At 70.2% G+C, this 21,880-nt stretch carries 18 protein-coding genes; 17 read left to right on the top strand and 1 reads right to left on the bottom strand.

Annotation, left to right across the window (positions count from 1 at the left end):
• Positions 1-99: 99 nt before the first annotated feature.
• The 14 genes from RA210_RS15525 to RA210_RS15460 all read left to right on the top strand — a co-directional run bounded on the left by RA210_RS15525 (position 100) and on the right by RA210_RS15460 (position 13,588).
• Positions 100-1,443: a glutamine synthetase family protein gene (locus tag RA210_RS15525; RefSeq protein WP_201487216.1), complete on the top strand. Its 1,344-nt coding sequence runs from the start codon at positions 100-102 to the stop codon at positions 1,441-1,443.
• An 81-nt stretch (positions 1,444-1,524) separates the two neighbouring features.
• Complete coding sequence (locus tag RA210_RS15520) at positions 1,525-2,949, top strand: MFS transporter (RefSeq protein ID WP_201487215.1); 1,425 nt, start codon at positions 1,525-1,527, stop codon at positions 2,947-2,949.
• A 154-nt stretch (positions 2,950-3,103) separates the two neighbouring features.
• The gene (locus tag RA210_RS15515; protein ID WP_201487214.1) at positions 3,104-4,558 is read left to right on the top strand and encodes a sigma-54-dependent transcriptional regulator; all 1,455 of its coding nucleotides are present in this window, start codon (positions 3,104-3,106) and stop codon (positions 4,556-4,558) included.
• Positions 4,555-5,421 (top strand): P-loop NTPase, encoded by an 867-nt coding sequence (locus RA210_RS15510; RefSeq protein ID WP_236574771.1) that lies wholly within the window; start codon positions 4,555-4,557, stop codon positions 5,419-5,421. Before RA210_RS15515 ends, RA210_RS15510 begins: the two co-directional genes overlap by 4 nt.
• A 218-nt stretch (positions 5,422-5,639) precedes the next feature.
• Positions 5,640-6,233, top strand: a complete 594-nt coding sequence (gene ccmA, locus RA210_RS15505) for a cytochrome c biogenesis heme-transporting ATPase CcmA (RefSeq protein ID WP_236574773.1) — start codon at positions 5,640-5,642, stop codon at positions 6,231-6,233.
• A complete protein-coding gene (ccmB, locus tag RA210_RS15500; protein WP_136487973.1) occupies positions 6,226-6,897 on the top strand; it encodes a heme exporter protein CcmB in 672 nt (223 codons plus the stop codon). Before ccmA ends, ccmB begins: the two co-directional genes overlap by 8 nt.
• 17 nt (positions 6,898-6,914) lie before the next feature.
• Positions 6,915-7,658 carry a heme ABC transporter permease gene (locus RA210_RS15495; protein ID WP_201487212.1) on the top strand — a complete coding sequence of 248 codons (744 nt, stop codon included), beginning with the start codon at positions 6,915-6,917 and terminating at the stop codon, positions 7,656-7,658.
• Positions 7,655-7,831: a heme exporter protein CcmD gene (gene ccmD, locus RA210_RS15490; protein WP_090347346.1), complete on the top strand. Its 177-nt coding sequence runs from the start codon at positions 7,655-7,657 to the stop codon at positions 7,829-7,831. The genes RA210_RS15495 and ccmD overlap by 4 nt, the downstream gene beginning before the upstream one ends.
• On the top strand, positions 7,828-8,307 hold the full coding sequence (gene ccmE / locus RA210_RS15485; RefSeq protein ID WP_136487975.1) for a cytochrome c maturation protein CcmE: 480 nt from the start codon (positions 7,828-7,830) through the stop codon (positions 8,305-8,307). The genes ccmD and ccmE overlap by 4 nt, the downstream gene beginning before the upstream one ends.
• Positions 8,304-10,277 (top strand): heme lyase CcmF/NrfE family subunit, encoded by a 1,974-nt coding sequence (locus RA210_RS15480; protein WP_136487976.1) that lies wholly within the window; start codon positions 8,304-8,306, stop codon positions 10,275-10,277. Before ccmE ends, RA210_RS15480 begins: the two co-directional genes overlap by 4 nt.
• On the top strand, positions 10,274-10,804 hold the full coding sequence (locus tag RA210_RS15475) for a DsbE family thiol:disulfide interchange protein (protein ID WP_136487977.1): 531 nt from the start codon (positions 10,274-10,276) through the stop codon (positions 10,802-10,804). Before RA210_RS15480 ends, RA210_RS15475 begins: the two co-directional genes overlap by 4 nt.
• Entirely contained in the window at positions 10,804-11,295 is a 492-nt protein-coding gene (locus tag RA210_RS15470) for a cytochrome c-type biogenesis protein (protein ID WP_136487978.1), read from the top strand. The genes RA210_RS15475 and RA210_RS15470 overlap by 1 nt, the downstream gene beginning before the upstream one ends.
• Positions 11,292-12,494: a c-type cytochrome biogenesis protein CcmI gene (ccmI, locus tag RA210_RS15465; RefSeq protein ID WP_136487979.1), complete on the top strand. Its 1,203-nt coding sequence runs from the start codon at positions 11,292-11,294 to the stop codon at positions 12,492-12,494. Before RA210_RS15470 ends, ccmI begins: the two co-directional genes overlap by 4 nt.
• A gap of 203 nt (positions 12,495-12,697) precedes the next feature.
• On the top strand, positions 12,698-13,588 hold the full coding sequence (locus RA210_RS15460) for a hypothetical protein (protein ID WP_201487211.1): 891 nt from the start codon (positions 12,698-12,700) through the stop codon (positions 13,586-13,588).
• Between the two features lie 72 nt (positions 13,589-13,660).
• Here RA210_RS15460 and RA210_RS15455 read toward each other — a convergent pair whose 3' ends face one another.
• On the bottom strand, positions 13,661-14,497 hold the full coding sequence (locus tag RA210_RS15455; protein WP_201487210.1) for an ion transporter: 837 nt from the start codon (positions 14,495-14,497) through the stop codon (positions 13,661-13,663).
• 232 nt (positions 14,498-14,729) lie between these two features.
• On the opposite strand from RA210_RS15455, the gene smc reads away from it, so the two are divergent.
• The 3 genes from smc to ligA all read left to right on the top strand — a co-directional run bounded on the left by smc (position 14,730) and on the right by ligA (position 21,728).
• Positions 14,730-18,215, top strand: coding sequence for a chromosome segregation protein SMC (gene smc / locus RA210_RS15450; protein ID WP_201487209.1), 3,486 nt, complete (start codon positions 14,730-14,732; stop codon positions 18,213-18,215).
• A 144-nt stretch (positions 18,216-18,359) separates the two neighbouring features.
• On the top strand, positions 18,360-19,271 hold the full coding sequence (gene zipA / locus RA210_RS15445; RefSeq protein WP_201487208.1) for a cell division protein ZipA: 912 nt from the start codon (positions 18,360-18,362) through the stop codon (positions 19,269-19,271).
• A gap of 69 nt (positions 19,272-19,340) precedes the next feature.
• Positions 19,341-21,728 (top strand): NAD-dependent DNA ligase LigA, encoded by a 2,388-nt coding sequence (gene ligA, locus RA210_RS15440; protein WP_201487207.1) that lies wholly within the window; start codon positions 19,341-19,343, stop codon positions 21,726-21,728.
• The last annotated feature ends 152 nt before the right edge of the window (positions 21,729-21,880 follow it).

Raw genomic sequence — 21,880 nt, 5'->3', positions numbered from 1 at the left:
AGGCCGGCAAGGGGGATGCCTTGCGGCATCCTTGGCGGGTTACGCCGCTGCGCGGCTAACCCACCCTACGTTTGTCATGAGGCGTCAGGGAGGGAAACGATGAAGAGTCCGGAAGAGTTGCTGCAGTTCGCCGAGCGTCTGGCGGCGGTCGAGGAAATCGAGTGCGTGACGCCGGACCTCAACGGCATCCCGCGCGGCAAGGTGATGACCGCCGAGGGCTTCCTCTCCGGGCGGCGCCTGCAGCTGGCCCGCGGCGTGCTGCTGCAGTGCCTGATGGGCGGCTATCCGCCGGCCAGCTTCTACGGCGGCGACGACGGCGACCTGGCGCTGCGCGCCGACCCGCAGCAGGTGTACCTGCTGCCGTGGAGCGACACGCCGCGCGCGCTGGCGATCTGCGACGCGCTGGAGGTCGACGGCCGGCCCTGCGGGCTGTCCACCCGCGGCCTGCTGCGGCGGATCCTCGCCGAGTACGCGGCGCTCGGCATCACTCCGGTGGTGGCCACCGAGCTGGAGTTCTTCGTCTTCGCCCCCAACCCCGATCCGCGCGAACCCTTCCTGCCGCCGGTGGGCCTGGACGGGCGCCGCGAGGTCGGCGCCTCGGCCTTCAGCGTCGCCTCCAGCAACGGCCTGCGGCCGTTCTTCGCCGAGGTCTACCGCTGCATGGCGGCGCTCGGCCTGCCGCGCGACACCTTCATGCACGAGATGGGCGTCAGCCAGTTCGAGATCAACTTCCCCCACGGCGACGCCCTGCAGATCGCCGACCAGACCTTCCTGTTCAAGCACCTGCTGCGCGAGGTGGCGCTCCGCCACGGGCTGATCGTGGTGTGCATGGCCAAGCCGCTGGGCGGCGTGCCGGGCAGCTCGATGCACATCCACCAGAGCCTGGTCGACGAGCGCGGGCGCAACCTGTTCAGCGATGCCGCCGGCGAGCCGACCGCGGCCTTCGCCCAGTTCATCGGCGGCCTGCAGGCGGGGCTGGCCGAACTGACCCTGCTGCTGGCGCCCAACGTCAACTCCTACCACCGCCTGGCGCACCCCTACGCCTCGCCGAACAACGCCTGCTGGGCCTACGACAACCGCGCCGCCGGCCTGCGCATCCCGGCCAGCGGCCCGGAGGCGCGGCGGGTGGAGAACCGCCTGCCGGGCGCCGACGCCAACCCCTACCTGGCGCTGGCCGCCAGCCTCGGCGCCGGCCTCTACGGCCTGCTGCGCGGCCTGCAGCCGTCGCTGCCGGCGCGCGGCGAGTTCCAGGTGCCCGATGCGCTGCGCCTGCCCACCAGCATGAACGAGGCGCTGCACCGCCTGCAGCGCAGCGGCCTGGCCCGCGAACTGTTCGGCGACGAGTTCATCGACGGCTACCTGGCCAGCAAGACCCTGGAGCTGGCCGATTTCCTCGCCGAGATCACGCCCTGGGAGCGCCGCGTGCTGGCGCCGCAGTTGTGAACCCCGGCGGCGGGACGGGGCGGCGCTGCTGCCGATCCCGCCCGCCGCCCGCCGGCGCGCCGGCCAACCCCCGGAGGATGCATGCCCCGCTCGATTTTCGCCTTCCCCTCGCTGTTCACCGCGACCCTGCTGATGCTGCTCGGCTCGGGCCTGCTGACCACCTACCTGGCCCTGCGCATGGCCGCCGAGGGCGCCGCCGGCCAGGCCGGCTGGCTGATGGCGGCGCACTATGCCGGCCTGGTGCTGGGCGGCAAGTTCGGTCACCTGATGATCAGCCGGGTCGGCCATGTGCGCGCCTATGTGGCGGCCGGCGGCATGGTCAGCGCCGCGGTGATCGCCCATGGCCTGCTGCCCTGGCTGGCCGCCTGGCTGCCGCTGCGCTTCCTGATCGGCCTGGGCATGATGACCCAGTTCATGGTGGTGGAAAGCTGGCTCAACGAGCAGGCCGAACCGCGCAAGCGCGGCCGGGTGTTCTCCATGTACATGACCGCCAGCTACCTCGGCCTGGTGCTCGGTCAGCTGGTGCTGGTGGTGCGCCCGGCGCTGGGCCTCGAGCCGCTGCTGCTGGTGGCGCTGTGCTTCTCGCTGTGCCTGGTGCCGGTGGCCACCACCCGGCGCATCCACCCGGCGCCGCTCAAGCCGGCGCCGCTGGAGCCGCGCTTCTTCCTCAAGCGGGTGCCGCAGTCGATGACCACGGTGGCCATGGCCGGCCTGGCGATCGGCGCCTTCTACGGCCTGGGGCCGGTCTACGCCGGCGCGCAGGGCCTGGAAACCCGCGAGGTCGGCCTGTTCATGACCACCTGCGTGCTCGCCGGGCTGGTGGTGCAGGCGCCGCTCGGCCGCCTGTCCGACCGCTTCGACCGCAGCCTGCTGATCCGTCTGATCGCCGTCGCCCTGGCGCTCAGCGTGCTGCCGCTGGGCCTGCTGCCGCGTCCGCCGCTGGCGCTGATGCTGGCGGTGGGCTTCGTGGTCAGCCTGCTGCTGTTCGCCCTCTATCCGCTGGCGGTGGCGCTGTCCAACGATCACGTCGAGCAGGAGCGCCGCGTCGCCCTGTCGGCCATGCTGCTGCTGGTGTTCGGTGTCGGCGCCTGCCTCGGCCCGCTGATCGCCGGCGAGCTGATGAGCCGTGGCGTGCCCCGGCTGCTCTACCTGTTCATCGGCGCCTGCGCGCTGGTGCTGGTCTGGCGGGTGCGACCGCAGGATGTGCATGGCCTGCACCGTGTCGAGGAGGCGCCGATCCAGCACGTCGCCGTGCCGGTGGCGATGGCCGGCTCGCCGCTGTCGGTGGCGCTCGACCCGCGCGTCGACGAGGCGGTGGTGCAGGAGCAGATGCAGGGCGGGGCCGCCGGCGCCGGCAGCCCGCCGGAGCAGGAGGATGCAACCGACGTGGATACGGCCGCTGTGGATACGGCCGCCGTGGATACGGCCGCCGGGGATGCCGCCACCGGAGAGTCGGCGGGCAAGGGGGATGACGGAATGTCGACGCAGCGCGAGGCGGCTAGCTAGCGGCTCGCAGCCTCGGGGTGATGGGAAAACGCCACATAAAATTGACTGGCGTCAGTCTTTTGGCTTTACTGCGTGCAATTTTCCGGTGCCAGCACCGGCGGGGCGCTTCGTTTTCGTCCCCGTGGCCCCTTTCTGCCTCCCCAGCCGAGCAATCATGTGGCGTGAATCCCGAATCCTGCTGATCGACGACCTCCCCCAACGCCGCCATGATCTGGCGGTGATCTTCGACTTCCTCTGCGAGCCCTGCAGCGCTTGCACCAGCAGCGACTGGGCCGTCCAGCTCGAAGCGCAGCCGGATGTGCGTCTGTCCTGCGTGCTGCTCGGTCAGATCGACAGCAAGGGCGGCGCCCCGCGCCTGCTCAAGCAGCTCGGCGCCCGGGTGGATAATCTGCCGCTGCTGCTGTTCGGCGAGCAGAGCTGCGCCGACTGGCCGGAGGAGCTGCGCCGCCGCGTGCTGGCGCGTCTCGACATGCCGCCGAGCTACAACCAGCTGCTCGACGCCCTGCACCGCGCCCAAGTCTACCAGCAGGCCTTCGACGCCGCCCGCGAGCGCGGTCAGCAGCGCGAGTCCAACCTGTTCCGCAGCCTGGTCGGCACCAGCCGGGCGATCCAGCAGGTACGCCAGCAGATGCAGCAGGTCGCCGGCACCGAGGTCGGCGTGCTGCTGCTCGGCGAGCCCGGCAGCGGCAAGGAAGTGGTGGCGCGCAACCTGCACTACCATTCCAGCCGTCGCGAGTTTCCCTTCGTGCCGATCAGCTGCACGGCCATCGATCCGGAGCTGCTGGAAAGCGAGCTGTTCGGCTGCGAGGCCGGCGCGCTGCCCGGCGCCATCGGCAGCCGCCAGGGCCGCCTGGAACTGGCCGCCGGCGGCACCCTGTACATCGATGAGATCGCCGACCTGCCGGCCGAGCTGCAGGTGCGCCTGCTGCGCGTGCTGCAGGAGGGCAGCTTCAAGCGCACGGGCAGCGACCTGGCGCGGCCGGTCGACGTGCGGGTGATCGCCGCCACCCGCCACGACCTCGAGCAGCGGGTGGCCGAGGGGCGGCTGCGCGACGATCTCTACTACCGCCTCAACCAGTTCTCCATCGAGCTGCCGCCGCTGCGCGAGCGGGTCGAGGACATCCCGCTGCTGATCAACGAACTGATCGCGCGCATGGAGCACGAGAAGCGCGGCTCGATCCGCTTCAGTTCGGCGGCGCTGATGTCGCTGTGCCGCCACGACTGGCGCGGCAACGTGCGCGAGCTGGCCAACCTGGTCGAGCGCCTGGCGATCATGCATCCCTACGGGGTGATCGGCGTCGCCGAGCTGCCGAAGAAGTTTCGCCACCTCGACGGCGAGGAAGGTCAGGCCGAGGAGGGCCCGCAGCGCGAGCCGGGCGGCGCCCTGCCGGGCATCGACGCCCCGGCGCTGCTGCCGATCGGTGGCCTGGACCTCAAGGACTATCTCAACAGCCTGGAGCGCTCGCTGATCCAGCAGGCGCTGGACGATGCCGGCGGGGTGGTGGCGCGCGCCGCCGAGCGCCTGCGCGTGCGCCGCACCACCCTGGTGGAGAAGATGCGCAAGTACGGCATGGGCCGGCGCGACGACGAGGAAGGGGGCGAGCTGTGAGCCCGCACATCGCGTCGCTGCGCGCGCAGCCGAGCGCCGTCGCGCCGGTACAGGTGATCGCGGTCGCCAGCGGCAAGGGCGGCGTCGGCAAGACCCAGGCGGCGATCAACCTGGCCTGGGCGCTGGCCGCCCGCGGCCGGCGGGTGCTGCTGCTCGACGCCAGCTTCGCCCTGCCCAACGTCGATGCGGCCCTGGCCCTGAATCCGCCGCGCACCCTCGCCGACGTGCTGGCCGGGCGCTGCCGCCTGGCCGATGCGCTGGTCGGCGGACCGGGCGGCATCCAGCTGATCGCCGGTTCGCCGGGCGAACCCCGCGAGCCGGACGCCCTGCAGCTGGGCGGGCTGATCCGCGCCTTCAGCGAGCTGCCGCGCGCGCCGGACGTGCTGCTGGTCGACTGTGCGCCGGGCATCGGCCGCGGCGTGACCACCCTGCTGCATGCTGCCAGCGAGGCGCTGCTGGTGGTCAACGACGAGCCGGCCGCCCGTGCCGATGTCCTGGCGCTGATCACCCGGCTGAACCGCGAGCACGGCATGAACCGTTTCCGCCTGCTGGCCAGCATGACCTTCGCCGCCCAGGAAGGGCCGGCCCTGCACCAGCAGCTGCTGCGTCTCACCGAGCCGCTGGGCGGGGTGTCGCTCGACTATGTCGGCGCCATTCCCTTCGACGACTCGCTGCGCCGGGCGGTGCAGCGCCAGCGTCCGCTGCTCGAGGTGTTCCCGCGCAGCCGTGCCGCCCAGGCCTACACGGCGCTGGCGGAAAAGATCGACGGCTGGCCGTTGCCGGCCAATCCGCGCGGCCATCTGGAGTTCTTCGTCGAGCGGCTGGTCGCGGCGCAGGGGCAGGGGCGTCAGCCCCGGCCTTGAAGTCGGGGCTGCGACAGCCGGTCGCATCTCCTCCTTAAGCCGGTCATAAGCTGTCGAAAATACGATCCACGGCCCTTCGGGGGCATATGTATAATGCCGCCCGACCTGGCCGGGACTAGTCCCGGCCGACGTTTTCGATCGCTCTGCCGACGGGTAGCCATGCAGTGACCAGTCCCTTCCTCGAAGCCGTTGCGCTCGCCTGCGAGCGGGACCTGCGCATGCTGTTCGAGCGGCTCGACTTCGCCCTGCATCCCGGCGAAATGCTGCAGATTTCCGGCCCCAACGGCAGCGGCAAGACCAGCCTGCTGCGCCTGCTGGCCGGGCTGATGCAGCCGACCGAGGGCGAGATCCGCCTGGCCGGCAAGCCGCTGAGCGAACAGCGCGGCGAGCTGACCCGCAACCTGCTGTGGATCGGCCATGCCGCCGGCATCAAGGGCCTGCTCAGCCCCGAGGAGAACCTCGCCTGGCTGTGCGCCCTGCACACCATGGAGACCCGCGACGCCATCTGGCAGGCGCTGCACGCGGTCGGCCTGCGCGGCTTCGAGGACGTGCCCTGCCACACCCTGTCCGCCGGCCAGCAGCGCCGCGTCGCCCTGGCCCGCCTGTACCTCGATCCGCCGCCGCTGTGGGTCCTCGACGAGCCCTTCACCGCCCTCGACAAGCACGCCGTGGCCCAGCTCGAGGCGCATCTGGCCCGCCACTGCGAGCAGGGCGGCATGGTGCTGCTGACCACCCACCACAGCCTGACCCGCAAGCCGGCCGGCTACCGCGAGCTGGACCTCGCCCGCGCAGGAAGCGTCGCCGATGAGTAACGTGTTCACCCAGCTGCTGGTGCGCGAGGCGCGCCTGCTGTGCCGCCGCCCGGCCGAGCTGCTCAACCCGCTGGTGTTCTTCGGCATCGTGGTGGCGCTGTTCCCGCTGGCCGTCGGACCGGAGAGCAAGCTGCTGGAAACCCTGTCGCCCGGTCTGGTGTGGGTCGCCGCGCTGCTCGCCGTGCTGCTGTCGCTGGACGGCCTGTTCCGCAGCGACTTCGAGGACGGCTCGCTGGAACAGTGGGTCCTTTCGCCGCACCCGCTGCCCCTTCTGGTGCTGGCCAAGGTGCTGGCACACTGGCTGTTTTCCGGCCTGGCGCTGGTCCTGCTGGCGCCGCTGCTGGCGCTGATGCTCGGCCTGCCGGCGCGCTGCCTGCCGGTGCTGCTGCTCTCCCTGCTGCTCGGCACGCCGATCCTCAGCCTGCTCGGCGCGGTCGGCGCGGCGCTGACCGTGGGGCTCAAGCGCGGCGGCCTGCTGCTGGCGCTGCTGATCCTGCCGCTGTACATCCCGGTGCTGATCCTCGGCAGCGGCGCCCTGCAGTCGGCCCTGCAGGGCCTGCCGTCGGCCGGCCACCTGCTGTGGCTGGCCAGCCTCACCGCCCTGGCGGTGACCCTGACCCCCTTCGCCATCGCCGCCGGCCTGAACATCAGTGTCGGCGAATAAGAAGTGAGCATCCTTCGATGAACTGGACGTGGTTTCACAAGCTTGGCTCGCCCAAATGGTTCTACGAGATCAGCGGCCGCTGGCTGCCCTGGCTGAGCGTGGCCGCGGCGCTGCTGCTCGCCGTCGGCACCGTGTGGGGGCTGGCCTTCGCGCCGCCGGACTACCAGCAGGGCAACAGCTTCCGGATCATCTACATCCACGTGCCGGCGGCGATCCTCGCCCAGTCCTGCTACATCATGCTGGCGGTGGCCGGGGTGGTCGGCCTGGTGTGGAAGATGAAGCTGGCCGACGTCGCCCTGCAGTGCGCCGCGCCGCTCGGCGCCTGGATGACCTTCATCGCCCTGGTCACCGGCGCGGTGTGGGGCAAGCCGACCTGGGGCGCCTGGTGGGTGTGGGACGCGCGCCTGACCTCGATGCTGATCCTGCTGTTCCTCTACTTCGGGGTGATCGCCCTCGGCCAGTCGATCAGCAACCGCGACAGTGCGGCCAAGGCCTGCGCCGTGCTGGCCATCGTCGGCGTGATCAACATCCCGATCATCAAGTACTCGGTGGAGTGGTGGAACACCCTGCACCAGCCGGCGACCTTCAAGATCACCGAGAAGCCGGCGATGCCGCCGGAGATGTGGGTGCCGCTGCTGATCATGGTCATCGGCTTCTACTGCTTCTTCGCCGTCAGCCTGCTGCTGCGCATGCGCCTCGAGGTGCTCAAGCGCGAGTCGCGGGCCAGTTGGGTCAAAGCCGAAGTGGAGCGCAGCCTGTGAGTTTCGAGTCCTTCGCCGATTTCCTCGCCATGGGCAAGCATGGCCTGTACGTGTGGACTTCCTATGGCATCAGCCTGGCGGTCCTGGCCCTCAACGTCGCGCTGCCGATCCTGGCGCGCCGGCGTTACCTGCAAGACGAGGCGCGCCGTCTGCGCCGGGAGAGCAAGCAATGAATCCTGTCCGCAAGAAGCGCCTGTTCATCATCCTCGGCATCCTCGCCGGCGTCGGCGTGGCCGTCGGCCTGGCGCTCAGCGCCCTGCAGCAGAACATCAACCTGTTCTACACGCCGACGCAGATCGCCGCCGGCGAGGCGCCGCAGGACACCCGCATCCGCGCCGGCGGCATGGTCAAGGAGGGCTCGGTGAGCCGCTCGGCCGACTCGCTGGACGTGCAGTTCGTGGTCACCGACTATGCCAAGGACGTGACCATCCAGTACCGCGGCATCCTTCCCGACCTGTTCCGCGAGGGGCAGGGCATAGTCGCCCTCGGCCGCCTCAACGCGAGCGGCGTGCTGGTCGCCGACGAGGTGCTGGCCAAGCACGATGAGAACTACATGCCGCCCGAGGTGACCAAGGCGCTCAAGGACAGCGGCAAGCTGCCGGCCGGCATGCCGCCGGCGGCCATGGGTAGCGCGGAGGGCAAGCAATGATTCCCGAGCTCGGCCATCTGGCCATGATCCTCGCCCTGTGCCTGGCCGCGGTGCAGGCGACCCTGCCGATGATCGGCGCCTGGCGCGGCGACGCGCAGTGGATGAGCCTGGCCCGCCCGGCGGCCTGGGGCCAGTTCGCCTTCCTGCTGTTCTCCTTCCTGTGCCTGACCCAGGCGTTCCTGGTCGACGACTTCTCGGTGGCCTACGTGGCCAGCAACTCCAACAGCGCGCTGCCCTGGTTCTACAAGTTCAGCGCGGTGTGGGGCGCCCACGAGGGCTCGCTGCTGCTGTGGGCGCTGATCCTCGCCAGCTGGACCTTCGCCGTGTCGGTGTTCTCCCGCCAGCTGCCGGAGGTGATGCTGGCCCGCGTGCTCGGCGTGATGGGGATGATCAGCGTCGGCTTCCTGCTGTTTTTGATCGTCACCTCCAACCCCTTCGCGCGCCTGCTGCCCAACGCGCCGCGCGACGGCGGCGACCTCAACCCGCTGCTGCAGGACTTCGGCCTGATCGTCCACCCGCCGATGCTGTACATGGGCTACGTCGGTTTCTCGGTGGTGTTCGCCTTCGCCATCGCCGCCCTGCTCGGCGGCCGCCTCGACGCCGCCTGGGCGCGCTGGTCGCGGCCGTGGACCATAGTCGCCTGGGCCTTCCTCAGCATCGGCATCGTGCTCGGCTCCTGGTGGGCCTACTACGAGCTGGGCTGGGGCGGCTGGTGGTTCTGGGACCCGGTGGAGAATGCCTCGTTCATGCCCTGGCTGGTCGGCACCGCGCTGCTGCACTCGCTGGCGGTGACCGAGAAGCGCGGCGTGTTCAAGAGCTGGACGGTGCTGCTGGCCATCGCCGCCTTCTCGCTGAGCCTGCTCGGTACCTTCCTGGTGCGCTCCGGCGTGCTGACCTCGGTGCACGCCTTCGCCGCCGATCCCGAGCGCGGCACCTTCATCCTGATCTTCCTGCTGTTCGTGGTCGGCAGCTCGCTGACCCTGTTCGCCCTGCGCGCGCCGGTGGTCAAGAGCGTCATCGGCTTCGGCCTGTGGTCGCGCGAGACCCTGCTGCTGGCCAACAACCTGATCCTGGTGGTGACCTGCGCCATGATCCTGCTCGGCACCCTCTATCCGCTGGTGCTCGACGCCCTGTCCGGCGCCAAGCTGTCGGTCGGCCCGCCGTACTTCAACGCGCTGTTCCTGCCGCTGATGGCCATCCTCATGGTCGCCCTGGGCGTCGGCGTGCTGGTGCGCTGGAAGGACACCCCGCTGGGCTGGCTGGGCGGCATGCTGCTGCCGGTGTTGGTCGCCAGCGGCGTGCTGGGCGTCGCTGCCGCCTTCCTGCTCGGAGACTTCCACTGGGCGGTGCTGGCCGCCTGTCTGCTGGCCGCCTGGGTGGTGCTCGCCGGGCTGCGCGACCTGCTCGACAAGACCCGCCACAAGGGGCTGGTCAAGGGCATCGCCGGCCTGTCGCGCAGCTACTGGGGCATGCAGCTGGCGCACTTCGGCATCGCGGTGACCGCCCTCGGCATCGTGCTGTCCAGCCAGTACAACGTCGAGCGTGACCTGCGCATGGCGCCCGGCGAGTCGGTGGAAGTCGGTGGCTACCGCTTCGCCTTCGACGGTACCCGTCACCACGAAGGCCCCAACTTCACCTCCGATCGCGGCACCGTGCGCGTGCTGGAGGATGGCGAGGAGATCGCCGTGCTGCATCCGGAGAAGCGTATCTACCAGGTGCGCGGCATGCCGATGACCGAGGCCGGCATCGATCCGGGCTTCACCCGCGACCTCTACGTCGCCCTCGGCGAGCCGCTGGAGAACGGCGCCTGGGCCGTGCGCCTGCACGTCAAGCCGTTCGTGCGCTGGATCTGGCTGGGCGGCCTGCTGATGGCCTGCGGCGGCCTGCTCGCCGCGCTCGACCGTCGCTACCGGGTCAAGGTGACCACCAAGGCCCGCGAGGCGCTGGGCATGACTGGAGTGCAAGCATGAAACGGGCAATCCTGCTGCTGCCGCTGCTCGGTTTCCTGGTGCTGGCCGGTTTCCTCTACAAGGGCCTGTTCCTCGATCCGCGCGACATCGGCACGACCATGATCGGCAAGCCGCTGCCCGGCTTCGCCCTGCCGTCGCTGGAAGACCCGGCGCGCACCGTCAGCTCCGGCGACCTCAAGGGGCCGGCGCTGGTCAACGTCTGGGCGACCTGGTGCCCGACCTGCCGCGCCGAGCACGCGATGCTCAACCAGCTGGCCGGGCAGGGCGTGGTGGTCTACGGCGTCAACTACAAGGACAACGGCGAGGCGGCGCGCAAGTGGCTCAACGATCTGGGCAACCCCTACCGCCTCAACGTCGAGGACCCGCAGGGCAGCCTGGGCATCAACCTCGGGGTCTACGGCGCGCCGGAAACCTTCCTGATCGACAAGGACGGCATCATCCGTCACAAGTACGTCGGCGCCATCGACGAGCGCGTCTGGCGCGAACAGCTGGCTCCGCTGTACCAGCAACTGGTGGACGCGCGCTGATGAAACGACTGCTCTCCGCAGCCCTGCTGGGCCTGACCCTGTCGCTGGGCGCCCAGGCGGCCATCGACACCTACGAGTTCAAGGACGAGGCGGCGCGCGAGCGCTACCGCACCCTCACCGAGGAGCTGCGCTGCCCGAAGTGCCAGAACCAGAACATCGCCGACTCCGACGCGCCGATCGCCATGGACCTGCGCCGCGAGATCCACCGCATGCTCGGCGAAGGCAAGAGCAACCAGGAGATCGTCGACTTCCTGGTGGCCCGCTACGGCGACTTCGTGCGCTACAACCCGCCGGTCGATGCGCGTACCTGGCTGCTCTGGTACGGCCCGTGGCTGCTGCTCGGCGGCGGTCTCGGCGTGCTGGCGCTGATCGTCCTGCGTCGCCGCCGTCCCGCGGCATCCGGCCAGGGCGCCGACCTCTCCGCCGAGGAGCGCACGCGCCTCGACCAACTGCTGAAGAACGCTTCCGACAAGAGCAAGGCTGACCAATGACCGCTTTCTGGCTTGCTGCCGCGGTGCTGCTGCTGGCAGCGCTCGCCTTCCTGCTGATTCCGCTGCTGCGCGGCCGCCGCGCCCAGGCCGAGGAAGACCGCACCGCCCTCAACGTCGCCCTGTATCAGGAGCGCATCGCCGAGCTGGACGCCCAGCATGCCGCCGGCAGCCTGGATGCCGCCCAGCTGGAGGCCGGGCGCAGCGAGGCCGCCCGCGAGCTGCTGGACGACGCCGAGCAGGCCGAGGCGGCGCGTCGCCCGCTGGGCCGCTGGCTGCCGCTGACGCTGGCCGTGCTGGTGCCGGTCGCCGGCCTCGCCCTGTACCTGCACTGGGGCGCCAGCGATGCGCTGAAGCTGCGCGAACAGCTGGCCGTGGCGCCGAAGAACATGGACGAGGTGATCGCGCGCCTCGAGGAAACCGTGCGCCTGCAGCCGGACCAGGCCGAGGCCTGGTACTTCCTCGGTCGCAGCTACATGGCCCAGCAGCGTCCCGGGGACGCCGCCCCGGCCTTCGCCCGCGCCGCCGAACTGGCCGGCCGCCAGCCGGAGCTGCTCGGCCAGTGGGCGCAGGCGCTGTACTTCGCCGAGGGGCAGAAGTTCACCGAGCAGGTGCGCAGCCTCGGTGAGGAGGCACTCAGGCTCGATCCGCAGGAGGTCACCACCCTCGGCCTGCTCGGCATCGCCGCCTTCGAGGAGCAGCGCTATGGCGACGCCATGGGCTACTGGCAGCGTCTGGTGGCGGTGCTGGAGCCGAACGATCCGTCGCGCCAGGCCATCGAGGGCGGCATCGAGCGCGCCCGCGAGCAGCTGGTCGCCCGCGGCGAGAAGGTGCCCGAGGCGCCGGTCGCGCCGGCCGCGGTGGAGCTCAAGGTCCGGGTCAGCCTGGCCCCGGAACTGGCCGGCAAGGTGCAGCCGGACGACACGCTGTTCGTCTTCGCCCGTGCCGCCTCCGGTCCGCCGATGCCGCTGGCCGCCAAGCGCCTGAAGGTCTCCGACCTGCCGGTGGAGGTCAGCCTCTCCGATGCCGATGCGATGATGCCGCAGCTCAAGCTGTCCAACTTCGCCGAGATCCAGCTGGTGGCGCGCATCTCCCGTGCCGGCAGCCCGATGCAGGGCGAGTGGATCGGCCAGAGCGGCGTGCTCAAGACCCTCGAGGCGGGCGAGCAGGCGCTGGTAATCGACAAGGCGGAGCAGCCCTGACCGCCACGGCCGCTCCCCTCGGCGGAGCGGCCAGGCTCCCTGCGGCCGTCCTGGCCGGCTCGCGACACTGCAACCAGTGGTCGGACCCGTTGTCTGAAGGATGACCCGGCTGCGACTGTCGCGCCGGGCGTCGACCAATGTCCGAGCAGGCCCGCGCCTGCCGTGGAGGCTAGCAAATGAGGCGTTGTGCCGTGGGGATCCTGATGGCCCTGATCCTGCCGCTGACGGCCTGCACCGTCGTCGAGGGGGATTACGGCTACGACGACTATCCCCGCTATGGCGACTATCCCCGCCATGGCGGCTACTACCCGCCGCCCCGCGATGGCCGCTGGCGCTGGGACGACGACCTGCGCGTCTATGTGAGCACGGGCTATCCGCGCACCTACTACCATGACCACACCTACTACCGCTGGAACGACAACCACTGGTCGTCGGGACGGCAGTTCAACGGCCCGTGGCGGGTGATCGAGCATCGCCATGTCCCGCCGCGGCTGGGGCAGCGCTACCATTCGCAGCCGCGCTACGACAATCGCCACTACGACAATCGCCACTACGACAATCGCCACTACGACAACCGCCGCCACGACGACCGTGGTGACGGCCAGTGGGAGCGCCGCGACCAGGGCCGCTACTACGGCCCCGGCACGCCGCAGCGCGAATGGCGCAACCCGAGCGAGGGCGAGCAGCGCCTGCGCGCATGGCAACAGGAGCAGGAGCGGGAGCGGGACTGGCGCCGCCAGCGCGAACTGCAACAGCAGCAGCGTCAGTGGCAGCAGCGTCTGGACGTCCGCCAGGAGCGCCAGTGGCCGCAGCAGCGCATCGAGACGCGCCCGCAGCGGCAGTGGCAGTCGCAGCGCCCCGAGCGCCAGCAGGAGCACCAGTGGCAGCAGCGTCCGCAGCGTCAGTGGCAGCAACGCGAACAGCATCGCCAGCAGCAGGTGGGCGAGCAGCGCTCGCAGCGCCATGAGCGGCGCATGGCTTCGCCGTCCTCCTCGTCGCCGGATGACGCGGGTGGTCAGCGCATGGGGCCGGCGCGTCAGCGCGACGGCGGCCGTCAGTGGCAGGAGCGGGGCGAGAGTCGCGGCGAACGCTGAGGCGCTCCGGCGGTGGAACGGGCGCGGCGGCCTGCGGGCCCCGCGCCCTTCTTGTGCGGGCGGCGCCGGGGCTCAGTCCGCACGAGGGAACAGCGGGTGACCGCAGCGGCAGCAGAAGCTGGCGCCAGCCTCGTGGCTGGGCTTGCCGCAGGTCGGGCATGGCCGCTGCAGGCCGCCCTCGCCGCTGCGCATGGCGTTGGCCAGTTCGGCGGTGAAGATGCCGGTCGGCACGGCGATGATCGAATAGCCGGTGATCATGATCAGGCTGGCCAGGCTCTGGCCGAGCGGCGTCTTCGGCGTGATGTCACCGAAGCCGACGGTGGTCAGGGTCACCACCGCCCAGTAGATGCTGGTGGGGATGCTGCTGAAGCCGTGGGCCGGCCCCTCGATCACGTACATCAGGGTGCCGAACACGATGACCAGGGTGCTGACGGTGAGCAGGAACACGATGATCTTCTGCCGGCTGCCCCGCAGCGCCACCAGCAGGAAATTCGCCTGGCTGAGGTAGGGCGTCAGCTTGAGCACGCGGAACACCCGCAGCATGCGCAGCACGCGGACGATGATCAGGAACTGGGCGTCGGCGAAGACGAGGGCGAGGATGCCGGGCAGCACGGCGAGCAGGTCGATCAGCCCGTAGAAGCTGAAGGCGTAGCGCAGCGGCCGGGGCGAGCAGTACAGGCGGACCAGGTACTCGAGGGCGAACAGGGCGGTGAAGCTCCACTCCAGCACGCCGAGCAGGGCGCCGTGCTCGCTGCCGATCGACTCCACGCTGTCCAGCATCACCACCAGCAGGCTGGCGAGGATGGCCAGCAGCAGGAACTCGTCGAAACGCCTCCCGGCCGGGGTGTCGACCTGGAAGATGATCACGTACAGGCGGTGGCGCCAGCCGGACGGCGGGGGAAGGGACATGGGCTGCTCCTTGGTCTGTCGCCAGATTAGCAGCGTCCCCGGCGCCCTGTCCGCGTGCCGTGGCGCACACATCCGCGCGAGGTCGGCGGCGCTCCGTCCGCGCCCCTCCTGAGCCGCCCGGCCCCTGTGCTAGACTGCCGCGCCGCGCAACCCCGGTCAGACGCCCGCCCATGATTCCGCCGTCCGCCCCTCTTCGTCGCCCGTCTGGCCGCCGTGTCCGGAGCCTCCCGCCATGCGCCTGAAGTGCATCCGCCTGGCCGGCTTCAAGTCCTTCGTCGACCCGACCACGGTCAGCTTCCCCAGCAACATGGCCGCGGTGGTCGGTCCCAACGGCTGCGGCAAGTCCAACATCATCGACGCCGTGCGCTGGGTGATGGGCGAGAGCTCGGCGAAGAACCTGCGCGGCGAGTCGATGACCGACGTCATCTTCAACGGCTCCAACACCCGCAAGCCGGTGGGGCAGGCGTCCATCGAGCTGGTGTTCGACAACGGCGACGGCAGCCTGGGCGGCGAGTACGCGAGCTGGAGCGAGATATCCATCCGCCGCCGGGTGACCCGCGAAGGGCAGAACACCTATTTCCTCAACGGCACCAAGTGCCGTCGGCGCGACATCACCGACATCTTCCTCGGCACCGGCCTGGGGCCGCGCAGCTACTCGATCATCGAGCAGGGGATGATCTCCAAGCTGATCGAGGCGCGCCCGGAGGATCTGCGCAACTTCATCGAGGAGGCGGCGGGCATCTCCAAGTACAAGGAGCGCCGCCGCGAGACCGAGAGTCGCATCCGCCGCACCCAGGAGAATCTCGAGCGCCTGGCCGACCTGCGCCAGGAGCTGGAGCGCCAGCTCGAGCGCCTGCAGCGCCAGGCCCAGTCCGCCGAGAAGTACCAGCAGTACAAGGCCGAGGAGCGCCAGCTCAAGGCCGAGCTGGCGGCCCTGCGCTGGCTGGCGCTGGACGAGCAGGCGCGGGCGCGGCAGAGCGTGATCGGCGACCAGGAAGTGGCCATGGAGGCGCTGGTCGCCGAGCAGCGCAACGCCGACGCCAGCATCGAGCGCCTGCGCGACGGTCACCACGAGCTGGCGGAAACCTTCAACCAGGTGCAGGCGCGCTTCTACTCGGTGGGCGGCGACATCGCGCGCATCGAGCAGAGCATCCAGCACGGCCAGCAGCGCCTGCGCCAGCTGCAGGACGACCTGCGCGAGGCCGAGCGTGCCCGCGCGGAAACCAAGGCACACCTGGGCAACGACCGCGACCTGCTGGCCAGCCTGGCCGAGGAGCTGGCGATGCTCGAGCCCGAGCAGGAGTTGGCCCGGGCCGCCGCCGAGGAGGGCGCTTGCGTGCTGGAGGAGGCGGAGGCCGCCATGCACGCCTGGCAGGAGCAGTGGGACGCCTTCAACCAGCGCAGCGCCGAGCCGCGCCGCCAGGCCGAGGTGCAGCAGGCGCGCATCCAGCAGCTGGAGCAGAGCCTGGAGCGCCTGGTCGAGCGCCAGCGCCGTCTCGAGGACGAGCGCCGCCAACTGGCCGGCGATCCCGCCGATGCGCGCATGGAGGCGCTGGCCGAGCAGCTGGCGGCCGGTGAGCTGGGGCTGGAGGAGCTGCAGGCCGGCGACGAACAACTGGCCGAGCGCCTGCAGCAGCTGCGCGACGAGCTGCAGCAGGCCGGGCGCGAGCAGCAGCAGGCGCAGGGCGAGCTGCAGCGCCTCAACGGCCGCCTCGCCTCGCTGGAGGCGTTGCAGCAGGCCGCGCTGGACCCGGGCGCGGGCGCCGCCGCCTGGCTGCGCGAGCAGAACCTGCAGGGTCGGCCGCGCCTGGCCGAAGGCCTGCGCGTCGAGCCCGGCTGGGAGCTGGCGGTGGAGACCGTGCTCGGCGCCGACCTGCAGGCGGTGCTGCTCGACGACTTCGCCGGCCTGGCGCTGGACGAATTCGAGCAGGGCGAACTGCGCCTGGCCTGCGCCGCGGCCGGCGGAGCGCTGCCCGGCAGCCTGCTGGACAAGGTGCAGGCACCGCTCGACCTTTCCCCCTGGCTGGGCCGGGTGCGCCCGGTCGAGTCGCTGGGGGCCGCGCTGGCGGCCCGCGACGGGCTGGCCGAGGGCGACAGCCTGATCAGCCGTGACGGCTACTGGGTCGGCCGACACTTCCTGCGGGTGCGCCGTGGCGGCGAGACGGACGGCGGCCTGCTGGCCCGCGGCCAGGAGCTGGAGCGCCTGGCCGGCGAGCGCGCGGAGCGCGAGGCCGCCCTGGCCCTGCTGGAGGAGTGCCTGCTCGAGCTGCGCGAGCGGCAGCAGACGCAGGAGCAGGCCCGCGAGCAGCAGCGCCGGCGCATCCAGGACGAAGGTCGCCGCCAGGGCGAGCTGCGCGCCCAGCTGTCGGCGCTGCAGGCGCGCCACGAGCAGTTGGCCCTGCGCCGCCGGCGGCTGGAAGAGGAACTGGCCGAGCTGGCCGAGCAGCGCGCCCTGGAAGTGGAGCAGCTCGGCGAGTCGCGCCTGTACCTGCAGGACGCCCTGGACGCCATGGCCAGCGACACCGAGCAGCGCGAACAGCTGCTGTCCGCCCGCGATGCCCTGCGCGAGGGGCTCGACCGCATGCGTCAGGAGGCGCGCCGGCACAAGGACCATGCCCACCAGCTGGCGGTGCGGTTCGGCGCGCTGCGCGCCCAGCACGACTCCACCCGTCAGGCCCTGGAGCGTCTCGAGCTGCAGGCGGCGCGCCTGTTCGAGCGCTGCGAGCAGCTCGCTCTCAACCTGGAGGAGGGCGACGAGCCGCTGCAGGAATTGCGCATGCAGCTGGAGGGGCTGCTCGAGCGGCGCATGGCGGTCGACGAGGAAATGCGCCTGGCGCGCCTGGCCCTCGATGACGCCGACCGCGAGCTGCGCGAGGCCGAGAAGCGTCGCGGCAGCGCCGAGCAGCAGGCCCAGCTGCTGCGCAGCCAGCTCGAGCAGCAGCGCCTCGACTGGCAGACCCTCAGCGTGCGCCGCAAGGCGCTGGAGGACCAGCTGGCCGAAGACCGGCACGAGCTGTCGACCCTGCTGGCCGAACTACCCGAGGCCGCCGCCGAGCGCGAGTGGGAGAGTCGGCTGGAGCAACTGGCCGCGCGTATCCAGCGCCTGGGGCCGATCAACCTGGCTGCCATCGAGGAATACCAGCAGCAGTCCGAGCGCAAGCGCTATCTGGATGCGCAGAACGACGACCTGGTCGAGGCGCTGGACACCCTGGAAAACGTCATCCGCAAGATCGACAAGGAAACCCGCAACCGCTTCAAGGAAACCTTCGAGCAGATCAACGCTGGCCTGCAGGCGCTGTTCCCCAAGGTGTTCGGCGGCGGTCAGGCCTATCTGGAGCTTACCGGCGAGGATCTGCTCGATACAGGGGTGGCGATCATGGCGCGCCCGCCGGGCAAGAAGAACAGCACCATCCATCTGCTGTCCGGCGGCGAGAAGGCGCTGACCGCACTGGCCCTGGTATTCGCGATCTTCCAGCTCAATCCGGCGCCGTTCTGCATGCTCGACGAGGTGGATGCGCCGCTGGACGACGCCAACGTTGGCCGTTATGCGCGGCTCGTCAAGGAAATGTCGGAAAAGGTGCAGTTCATCTATATCACCCATAACAAGATCGCCATGGAAATGGCGGATCAATTGATGGGCGTGACCATGCACGAGCCGGGTTGTTCGCGTCTGGTGGCGGTAAATGTCGAGGAGGCCGTCGCATTGGCTGAAGCCTGACAGGAGCAACGGTGTATAGTTTGTGTCGACATGTTAATTTATGGGCTATTACAAGCCGCTCCGGTATATAAACGGTTCCAACCGACTGGAATGGCTGCAAGGCAATTGATTTACCCGGATTCTGATTAGGGGATTGTGTCTTTCATGGACATCGGTTTGCGCGAATGGCTGATCGTCATCGGCATCATTGTGATCGGCGGTATCCTGTTCGATGGCTGGCGCCGCATGCGCGGCAGCAAGGGACGGCTGAAGCTCAAGCTCGACCGCAGCGTCGCCAGCCTGCCGGATGACGACGAGGAAGATCCGAGCCTGCTCGGCCCCTCTCGCGTGGTCAACAAGCACCAGGAGCCTTCGCTCGACGAGGAGGAACTCACCGCCCCGCGCGCGCAGCGCCGCGAGGAGCCTTCGGCCGGCGACCTGGAGCTCGATCTCGACGAGCCGGGCCTCGCCGCCGAGCCGGCGGGTGTGCGGGTCGAGGAGCGCGAGGCGCCGCGCGGTCGGGACAAGAGCCGCGACAAGGCTGCCGAGAAGACCGGCGAGAAGGTCGTGGATAAACCGCTGGAGAAGAGCGGCAAGGCGGCCGACAAGGCCCCGGCGGCCAAGGCCGAGCCGCGCGAGCTGCCGCCGTTCGACGAGGTGCTGGTAATCAACGTGGTCGCCCGCGACCCCAACGGCTTCAAGGGCGCGGCGCTGGTGCAGAGCATCCTCGAGAGCGGCCTGCGCTTCGGCGACATGGACATCTTCCATCGCCACGAGAGCATGACCGGCAACGGCGAGGTGCTGTTCTCCATGGCCAACGGCGTCAAGCCGGGCACCTTCGACCTCGAGGACCTCGACCACTTCAGCACCCGTGCGGTCAGCTTCTTCCTCGGCCTGCCCGGTCCGCGCCATCCCAAGCAGGCCTTCGACCTGATGGTCGCCGCCGCCCGCAAGCTGTCCCACGAGCTCGACGGCGAGCTGAAGGACGAGCAGCGCAGCGTGATGACCGCGCAGACCATCGAGCACTACCGCCAGCGCATCGTCGAGTTCGAGCGCCGGGCGCTGATGAAGCGTTGATCTTCGTGTCTTGAGAAGCAGCCCTGCGTTCCGCGCAGGGCTGCTTTTTTCGTTTTATGGAACCCTGCCATGACCACTACCGCCGCCCAGCGCATCGCCGAACTGCGCGCCGAGCTCAACGAGCACAATCACCGCTACTACGTGCTCGACCAGCCGAGCATCCCGGATGCCGAATATGATCGCCTGTTCCACGAACTCAGGGCGCTGGAAATCGAGCATCCCGAACTGGTGACGGCGGACTCGCCGACCCAGCGCGTCGGCGGGCAGGCGCTGGCCGAGTTCGGCCAGGTGCGTCACGAGATTCCCATGCTCAGCCTGGGCAACGCCTTCGCTGAGGAAGACCTGCGCGACTTCGACCGCCGGGTGCGCGAGGGCCTCGGCGAGCTGCTGCCGGCCGGCGACCCTTCAGGCGACCTGTTCGGCGGCGGCGCCGAGGTGGAGTACGCCTGCGAGCCCAAGCTCGACGGCCTGGCGGTCAGCCTGCGCTACGAGGGCGGCGTGCTGGTGCGCGGCGCCACCCGCGGCGACGGCAGCACCGGCGAGGACATCACCGCCAACGTGCGCACCGTGCGCAACATCCCGCTGCGCCTGCACGGCGCGGGCTGGCCGCGGGTGCTGGAGGTGCGCGGCGAGGTGTACATGTCGCGTGCCGGTTTCGAGGCGCTCAACGCGCGCGCCATCGAGAGCGGCGGCAAGACCTTCGCCAACCCGCGCAACGCCGCCGCCGGCAGCCTGCGCCAGCTCGACCCGAAGATCACCGCCAGCCGCCCGCTGGAGTTCTGCGCCTATGGCGTCGGCCAGGTGGAAGGCGAGTTGGCCGGCACCCAGGTCGGCGTCCTCGAGTCGCTCAGGGGCTGGGGGGTGCCGATCAGCCGCGAGCTCAGACTGGCGCGCGGCGTCGAGGCGGCGCTGGCCTACTACCGGGCCATCGGCGACAGGCGCGACGCGCTGGCCTACGAGATCGACGGCGTGGTGTTCAAGGTCAACCGCATCGACTGGCAGCGCGAGCTGGGTTTCCGCGCCCGCGAGCCACGCTGGGCCATCGCCCACAAGTTCCCCGCCCGCGAGGAGCTGACCGAGCTGCTCGACGTCGAGTTCCAGGTCGGCCGCACCGGTGCGGTGACTCCGGTGGCGCGCCTCAAGCCGGTGCAGGTGGCCGGCGTCACGGTGTCCAACGCCACCCTGCACAACATGGACGAGGTGGCGCGCCTGGGGCTGATGATCGGCGACACCGTGATCATCCGCCGCGCCGGCGACGTGATTCCTCAGGTGGTGCAGGTGGTCGCCGAGCGTCGCCCGGCCGACGCGCGGCCGGTGAGCATTCCCGAGCATTGCCCGGTGTGCGGCTCGCACGTCGAGCGCACCCGGCTGATCAGGCGCGGCAAGGGCAAGGCGCAGGTCAGCGAGGGCTCGATCTACCGCTGCGTCGGCCGCCTGAGCTGCCAGGCGCAGCTCAAGCAGGCGATCATCCACTTCGTTTCGCGCCGCGCCATGGACATCGACGGCCTTGGCGACCGGATCGTCGAGCAACTGGTCGACGTCGGCCTGGTGAAGTCGCCGGCCGACCTCTACACCCTGACCTTCGACCAGGTGGTGGTGCTGGAAGGCTTCGCCGAACTGTCGACCCGCAACCTGCTGGCCGCCATCGAGGCCAGCCGGCGACCGCCGCTGGCGCGCTTCATCTTCGCCCTCGGCATTCCCGACGTCGGCGAGGAAACCGCCAAGCTGCTGGCGCGCGCCCTGGGCTCGCTGGCACGCATCCAGGTGGCGCTGCCCGAGGTGCTGACCTGGCTGCCGGACGTCGGCCTGGAAGTGGCCCACGAGATCCACAGCTTCTTCGAGGATGAGCACAACCGCACGGTGATCGCCCGCCTGCTCGAGTGCGGCGTGGAGCTTGAGGAGGAGGGCGAGCTGCACGCCGAGTTCGCCGCCTGCGCGACCCTCCCCGAGCTGATCGACCGGCTGAACATTCCGGGCATCGCCGCCACCGGGGCGAAGAACCTCGCCGCTGCTGCGGGCGACAGCCTCGAAGGGGTGATCGCCCTCAGTCAGGACTGGCTGAGCCTCAAGGCCGCCAAGGGCCTCACCGAGAAGGCCCGCGAGGGCCTGCGCGCGTTCTTCGCCGAGCCGGCCAGCGTCGAGCGGGCCCGTGCCATCGAGGCGCAGCTGCGCGCGTTCGGCATGCACTGGCAGAGCGCGAAGGCCGTGGTGGCCGGCCTGCCGCTGGCCGGGCAGACCTGGGTGCTCACCGGCACCCTCGAGGCCATGAGCCGCGACGAGGGCAAGGCGCGGCTCGAGGCGCTCGGCGCCAAGGTCGCCGGTTCGGTGTCGGCCAAGACCCACTGCGTGGTCGCCGGTCCCGGCGCCGGCTCCAAGCTGGCCAAGGCCAACGAGCTGGGCGTGAAGGTGCTCGACGAAGAGGCTTTCCTCGCGCGGCTGGCCGAGCTGGGCGGTTGATCACACTCGATCGTGCCCATGCTCCGCGCTCGTCGTTATACACAAGTTCAGTCACCATCTTAGGTTTTCCGAGGGAGTACAGGGATGTCATCCGCGAGCTGGGCTGAGGAAGAGATGCGCACGGCAAACCTGGGCGATGAGCGATTGAATGC

The organism is Pseudomonas sp. OF001, assembly GCF_904426495.1.
Classification (GTDB): domain Bacteria; phylum Pseudomonadota; class Gammaproteobacteria; order Pseudomonadales; family Pseudomonadaceae; genus Geopseudomonas.
The sequence above is the reverse complement of the archived record's forward strand: the minus strand, read 5'-3'. Positions and strand labels throughout refer to the sequence as shown.

Bases quoted from the DNA above. Each gene is read 5' to 3' on its own strand.
- RA210_RS15525 (WP_201487216.1), top strand. From the start codon at position 100: ATGAAGAGTCCGGAAGAGTTGCTGCAGTTCGCCGAGCGTCTGGCGGCG.
- RA210_RS15520 (WP_201487215.1), top strand. From the start codon at position 1,525: ATGCCCCGCTCGATTTTCGCCTTCCCCTCGCTGTTCACCGCGACCCTG.
- RA210_RS15515 (WP_201487214.1), top strand. From the start codon at position 3,104: ATGTGGCGTGAATCCCGAATCCTGCTGATCGACGACCTCCCCCAACGC.
- ccmA (WP_236574773.1), top strand. From the start codon at position 5,640: ATGCTGTTCGAGCGGCTCGACTTCGCCCTGCATCCCGGCGAAATGCTG.
- ccmB (WP_136487973.1), top strand. From the start codon at position 6,226: ATGAGTAACGTGTTCACCCAGCTGCTGGTGCGCGAGGCGCGCCTGCTG.
- RA210_RS15495 (WP_201487212.1), top strand. From the start codon at position 6,915: ATGAACTGGACGTGGTTTCACAAGCTTGGCTCGCCCAAATGGTTCTAC.
- ccmE (WP_136487975.1), top strand. From the start codon at position 7,828: ATGAATCCTGTCCGCAAGAAGCGCCTGTTCATCATCCTCGGCATCCTC.
- RA210_RS15480 (WP_136487976.1), top strand. From the start codon at position 8,304: ATGATTCCCGAGCTCGGCCATCTGGCCATGATCCTCGCCCTGTGCCTG.
- RA210_RS15475 (WP_136487977.1), top strand. From the start codon at position 10,274: ATGAAACGGGCAATCCTGCTGCTGCCGCTGCTCGGTTTCCTGGTGCTG.
- RA210_RS15470 (WP_136487978.1), top strand. From the start codon at position 10,804: ATGAAACGACTGCTCTCCGCAGCCCTGCTGGGCCTGACCCTGTCGCTG.
- ccmI (WP_136487979.1), top strand. From the start codon at position 11,292: ATGACCGCTTTCTGGCTTGCTGCCGCGGTGCTGCTGCTGGCAGCGCTC.
- RA210_RS15460 (WP_201487211.1), top strand. From the start codon at position 12,698: ATGGCCCTGATCCTGCCGCTGACGGCCTGCACCGTCGTCGAGGGGGAT.
- RA210_RS15455 (WP_201487210.1), bottom strand. From the start codon at position 14,497: ATGTCCCTTCCCCCGCCGTCCGGCTGGCGCCACCGCCTGTACGTGATC.
- smc (WP_201487209.1), top strand. From the start codon at position 14,730: ATGCGCCTGAAGTGCATCCGCCTGGCCGGCTTCAAGTCCTTCGTCGAC.
- zipA (WP_201487208.1), top strand. From the start codon at position 18,360: ATGGACATCGGTTTGCGCGAATGGCTGATCGTCATCGGCATCATTGTG.
- ligA (WP_201487207.1), top strand. From the start codon at position 19,341: ATGACCACTACCGCCGCCCAGCGCATCGCCGAACTGCGCGCCGAGCTC.